6 protein-coding genes are annotated in these 5,497 nt (G+C 61.5%); 1 reads left to right on the forward strand and 5 read right to left on the reverse strand.

Annotated elements, in window-relative coordinates; translation table 11 throughout:
• A partial coding sequence (locus tag AC1DMG_RS19250) for a phosphohexomutase domain-containing protein (protein WP_477180922.1) occupies nt 1–662 on the forward strand: 662 nt, incomplete at its 5' end.
• Between the two features lie 69 nt (nt 663–731).
• Here the strand turns inward: AC1DMG_RS19250 and AC1DMG_RS19255 are convergent.
• The 5 genes from AC1DMG_RS19255 to rfbB all read right to left on the reverse strand — a co-directional run.
• Nucleotides 732–2,144 (reverse strand): mannose-1-phosphate guanylyltransferase/mannose-6-phosphate isomerase, encoded by a 1,413-nt coding sequence (locus AC1DMG_RS19255; protein WP_441604671.1) that lies wholly within the window; start codon nt 2,142–2,144, stop codon nt 732–734.
• 6 nt (nt 2,145–2,150) lie between these two features.
• Complete coding sequence (rfbD, locus tag AC1DMG_RS19260) at nt 2,151–3,086, reverse strand: dTDP-4-dehydrorhamnose reductase (protein WP_441604670.1); 936 nt, start codon at nt 3,084–3,086, stop codon at nt 2,151–2,153.
• Nucleotides 3,083–3,640, reverse strand: coding sequence for a dTDP-4-dehydrorhamnose 3,5-epimerase (rfbC, locus tag AC1DMG_RS19265; RefSeq protein ID WP_441604669.1), 558 nt, complete (start codon nt 3,638–3,640; stop codon nt 3,083–3,085). The genes rfbD and rfbC overlap by 4 nt, the downstream gene beginning before the upstream one ends.
• Nucleotides 3,637–4,524, reverse strand: coding sequence for a glucose-1-phosphate thymidylyltransferase RfbA (gene rfbA / locus AC1DMG_RS19270; protein ID WP_441604668.1), 888 nt, complete (start codon nt 4,522–4,524; stop codon nt 3,637–3,639). Before rfbA ends, rfbC begins: the two co-directional genes overlap by 4 nt.
• Nucleotides 4,521–5,497 (reverse strand): dTDP-glucose 4,6-dehydratase (rfbB, locus tag AC1DMG_RS19275; RefSeq protein ID WP_477180923.1); only part of this gene is annotated, 977 nt, incomplete at its 5' end. The genes rfbB and rfbA, both read right to left, overlap by 4 nt.

Raw genomic sequence — 5,497 nt, forward strand, 5'->3', positions numbered from 1 at the left:
GTGCTGACTTCGGCATTGCCTGGGATGGCGATTTTGATCGGTGCTTTTTCTTCGATGCGAAGGGCGAATTCATCGAGGGCTACTACATCGTCGGCCTGCTTGCTGCCCAGCTGCTGCAGAAGCACCCCGGTTCAAAGATCATCCATGATCCGCGATTGACGTGGAACACGATCGACATGGTGCGACAGGCGGGTGGCGTGCCTATCGAAAGCAAGACCGGGCATGCCTTTATCAAGGAGCGAATGCGTGCTGAAGACGCGATCTACGGCGGCGAGATGAGTGCCCATCATTACTTCCGCGAGTTTGCCTATTGCGATTCGGGCATGATTCCGTGGTTGCTGGTGGCCGAACGCGTCTCCAAGACCCGCGTGACGCTCGCGGACATGTTGGCCGAACGCATGGCTGCCTACCCGTGCAGCGGCGAAATCAATTTCGTGGTGGCCGACGCGAAGGCCGTGGTGGCGAAAGTGCTCGAGCACTTTGCCGCACAGCAGCCGACGCTCGATTATGTGGATGGCGTCAGCGCTGATTTTGGAAGCTGGCGCTTCAATCTGCGCTCGTCCAATACGGAGCCGCTGCTGCGACTCAATGTGGAGTCGCGCGGTGACGCCGCCTTGATGGAAGCGAAGACTCGCGAGTTGTCCGACCTGATACGCGCGTAAAGGAAAGGGCCCTGCGGGGCCCTTTCTCATCTGGTGGTCATGCGTGTTCTTGCAGCGGCAGGGCGGCCTTTACGCGCGACCGTAGACATCGTCGTAGCGGACGATGTCGTCTTCGCCGAGATAGCTTCCCGACTGCACCTCGATCAGCTCCACGGGCACCTTGCCCGGGTTGCGCAGGCGATGTTTGCTGCCCAAGGGCAGGTAGGTGCTCTGGTTCTCCGCGAGGAGGAACACCTTGTCGTCGCAAGTGACTTCAGCCACGCCCTTGACCACGATCCAGTGCTCGGCGCGGTGATGGTGCATCTGCAGGCTCAAGGCAGCGCCAGGCTTGACCACGATGCGCTTCACCTGGAAGCGGTCACCGCTTTCCAGGGAGTCGTACATGCCCCAGGGGCGGCGCACGACGCGATGCAGATCRTGTTCGGTGCGGTCGGCAGCCTTCAGCGCTTCCACGATTTTCTTCACGTCTTGCGATGCATCGCGGCGTGCCACGAGGGTGGCATCGGGCGTGGTCACGACCACGATGTTTTCCAGGCCAACCGTGGCCACCAGGTGGCGGTCGTGTGAGCGTACGAGGCTGCCGGTGGTGTCTAGTGCGATGACGTCGCCTTCGAGATGGTTGCCCTGGGCGTCCTTCTCGGCAGCCAGCCAGAGCGCGTCCCATGAACCGATGTCGGACCAGCGGCAAGCCACCGGTACCACGGCGGCGCGCGAGGTCTTCTCCATCACGGCATAGTCGATCGAGTCGCTCGGCGCCGAGGCGAAGGCTTCGCTGTCGAGGCGGATGAAGTCCAGATCCGTGTTCGCCTTATCGAATGCCGCGCGAGCGGCGGCGAGCATGGCCGGTGCGTGTGCGCCAAGCTCGTCCAGATACGTGGAGGCCCGGAACATGAACATGCCGGAGTTCCAGTCGTACTCGCCGCTCGATACATAGCCTTCGGCCACCTCGAGCTTGGGCTTTTCCACGAACTGCTGGACCTGGAACGTCTCGCTTTCCAGCGGCTTGCCCCGGCGGATGTAGCCAAAGCCGGTTTCCGGTCGATCGGGGCGAATGCCGAACGTCACCAGCCAGTTTTGCTCGGCGAGCGGGCGAGCCTTGGCAACCGCATCCCCGAACGCTTCATCGTCGCCGATCAGATGATCCGCCGGCAGCACCAGCAGGATCGCCTGAGGATCCCTGGCCAGGGCTTGCAGCGCACCTACGGCGATCGCAGGCGCCGTATTGCGGGCGACCGGCTCCAGCAAGATGCTTGCATCGGGAACCTGCAGCTCCTGCAGCTGTTCGGCCGCCAGGAAGCGATGGTCGTCGCTTGCAACGACGACGGGTGCAGCGACATCCGGAAGGCGCAAGGCGCGCTTCACGGTTTGCTGGAACAGTGTTTCGCTGCCAGCCAGTGAAAGGAACTGCTTGGGGAGATTCTTGCGCGAGATCGGCCATAGCCGGGTCCCGCTGCCACCGCTGAGTATGAGGGGAATGAGCATAAGGGTTCAGTTGTGGACGGGGGTGAGCATATCGAGCGTGCGCTCCAGCCCTGCCTGCCAATCAGGTAGGGGATGATCAAATGTGCGGACAAACCGCGCATTGTCGAGCACCGAATAGGCGGGCCGTTTGGCAGGCGTCGGGAAATCGCTGCTGCCAATGGGATGCACGATGGGCGTTTTCGAAAGAAGCCCTCGTTGGGCCGCCCTTTGCACAATGGCGGAAGCAAAGCCAAACCAGCTCGTCTGGCCGCTTGCCGTCAGATGGTAGGTTCCTTCCAGGTTCTTTCGCGTGTTTGCGTCGGCGCTCAACCAGCGATCGATGGCCGTCAAGCTGCCTTCGACAATCAAGATGGTGTCGGTTGGGCTGCCGATCTGATCGGCAACGACGCGAAGTTCGTCTCGCTCACCGCCGAGGCGCAGCATGGTGCGCAGGAAGTTCTGCCCGACCGGCGAATACACCCATGCCGTGCGGAAGTTGAAATAGTGCGCACCGCTGGCCACAAGCGCTTGCTCACCGGCCAGTTTGCTGCGGCCATAGGCTCCGGCAGGCGCTACCGCGGCATCTTCGCCATAAGGATGGTTGGCGTTGCCCGCAAACACATAGTCGGTGGAGTAGTTCACCAGCAGCGCGTCGTTGGCCTTGGCCCATCGGGCCAGGACGCCGACGGCTTCGGCGTTGATGCGGGTGGCGATGGCTTCTTCCTGCTCGGCGCGATCCACTGCCGTATAGGCAGCGACATTGACGATAACGTCCGGTTGCTGATGATCCAGCAACGTCGCCAGGGTTTCCGGGGCCGACAGGTCGGCCGCAATGCCGGCGCCTTGGTCGATGAGCTTGCCGTCACGGGTGGCGGCGACCACTGTTCCGCGGGACGCAAGCCCGCCATGGCTCAAGAAGGTGCGGCCCAGCTGCCCGTTTGCGCCCAACAGCAAGATCTTCAAGCGCGATACTCCGGGAGGCGGTCCAGCGCCACGTCGGCAAGCAGGGGCGCCTTGCCATCCTTGTCGGAAAGCAGGGGGGCGGAGATGGGCCAGTCGATGCCGATCGCCGGGTCATTCCAGCGAATGCTGCCATCGGCCTTTGCGTCGTAGAGATCGGTGCACTGGTAGGAGAACGTGGCGAATTCGGAAACCACGCAGAATCCATGGGCAAAGCCCTCGGGTATCCAGAAATGGCGATGGTTCTCCGCAGTGAGCATCACGCCCGCCCACTGGCCGAAGGTCGGCGACCCTCGGCGGATATCTACCGCTACATCGTAGACCTCGCCCTCCAGGACGCTGACCAGCTTGCCCTGCGGATGCGGCCACTGGTAGTGCAAGCCACGAAGTACGCCGCGGGCCGAGCGCGAAACGTTCGCCTGGACGAATCTCCTGTCGATGCCCGCCTCGCGATACTTGGCCTCGTTGTAGCTTTCATAGAAGAAGCCCCGCGAGTCGCCGAAGACCTGCGGTTCGATGACGAAGCAGCCGGGCAGTGAGGATTCAATGAACTTCATCCCACGTAGCCTTGCTTGATCAGGTTCTGTAGATATTGCCCGTAGCCGGTTTTGGACAGTGGCGCCGACAGGCGTAGCAGTTGTTCTGCATCAATCCACTTGTTGACGTAGGCGATTTCTTCGGGGCAGCAGATCTTGAGGCCTTGGCGGTTCTCGATGGTCTGAATGTAGTTGCCTGCTTCCATCAGGGACTCATGGGTACCGGTATCCAGCCAGGCATAGCCTCGACCCAATTGCTCCAGGTGCAGGGAGTCGTCGTCGAGATAGCAGCGGTTGAGATCGGTGATCTCCAGCTCGCCGCGCGGCGAGGGCTTCAGGCTTGCGGCGAAGTCAGGTGCACGGTTGTCGTAAAAATACAGACCGGTCACCGCGTAATGCGACTTGGGGACGGCGGGTTTTTCTTCCAGCCCGACGACCTTGCCCGTCTGGTCGAATTCGGCCACGCCGTAGCGTTCCGGATCCTTGACCCAGTAACCGAACACGGTGGCGCCGCGTTCGCGGGCCGCGGCGCGCTTCATGCGCTCGGTAAAGCCCACGCCATAAAAAATGTTGTCGCCCAGGACGAGGCAGCTGCGGTCATTGCCGACGAAATCACGGCCGATGATGAAGGCCTGCGCCAGGCCATCGGGAGAGGGCTGCACCGCGTACGTGATGTTGATGCCCCACTGACTCCCGTCGCCCAGCAGGCGCTGGAACAAGGCCTGTTCGTGCGGCGTGTTGATCATCAGCACGTCGCGGATGCCCGCCAGCATCAGCGTGGCCAGCGGGTAATAAATCATCGGTTTGTCGTACACGGGCAGCAGCTGTTTGCTCACTGCCTGCGTGATCGGATAGAGCCGTGTTCCTGAGCCGCCGGCCAGGATGATGCCCTTTGAGTTGCTCATGCGCCCAGTCGCTCCATGCGATAGCTGCCATCCAGCACGCGTGCAACCCACGCCGTGTTGCCCAAATACCAGTCGACCGTGTGCTTGATGCCCGATTCGAACGTTTGCGATGGACGCCAGCCGAGCTCGGTCTGGAGTTTCGACGAATCGATGGCGTAGCGACGATCATGACCAGGGCGATCTTTGACAAACGTGATCAACGATTCGCGCTTGCGACCATCGGCCAGCGGGCTGCGTTGGTCCAGCAGGGCGCAGATGGTCTTGACCACGGTGAGGTTTTCACGCTCGGCATTGCCACCAACGTTATAGGTCTCGCCCACGCGACCGGCCTCGAGCACGCGCGAGATCGCGGTGCAATGATCGCCTACGTACAACCAGTCGCGCACGTTCAGGCCATCGCCGTAAACCGGCAGCGACTCGCCCGCCAAGGCCTTTTGAATAACCAGCGGTATCAGTTTTTCAGGGAACTGGTACGGGCCGTAGTTATTCGAACAATTGGTCGTCAGCGTGGGCAGGCCATAGGTGTGATGAAAGGCGCGCACCAGGTGATCGGATGCGGCCTTGGACGCGGAATAGGGCGAATTCGGCGCATAGGGCGTCGTTTCCTTGAACTGACCCTCGTCACCCAGCGAGCCGTAGACTTCGTCGGTCGAGACATGCAGGAAGCGGAAACCTGCTCGTGCGCTGCCGTCCAGCGAGCGCCAGTAATCGCGGGTGCTTTCCAGCAGGCCCAGCGTGCCCACGACATTGGTTTCGATAAACGCGGCAGGACCGTCGATCGAACGATCGACATGGGATTCGGCGGCGAAGTTGACCACGGCATCCACGTGATGTGTCTTCAAGAGGCTGGAGACGAGCTCGCGGTCGCCAATATCGCCCTGCACGAATATATGCCGGTCATTGCCGTCCAAGGACGACAACGTATCGAGGTTGCCCGCATAGGTGAGCTTGTCCAGATTGAGCACCTTATGTC

It is taken from the genome of Dyella sp. 01N36, from assembly GCF_056399745.1.

Coding starts and splice junctions, on each gene's coding strand:
- rfbC (WP_441604669.1), bottom strand. CDS start 3,640: ATGAAGTTCATTGAATCCTCACTGCCCGGCTGCTTCGTCATCGAACCG.
- rfbA (WP_441604668.1), bottom strand. CDS start 4,524: ATGAGCAACTCAAAGGGCATCATCCTGGCCGGCGGCTCAGGAACACGG.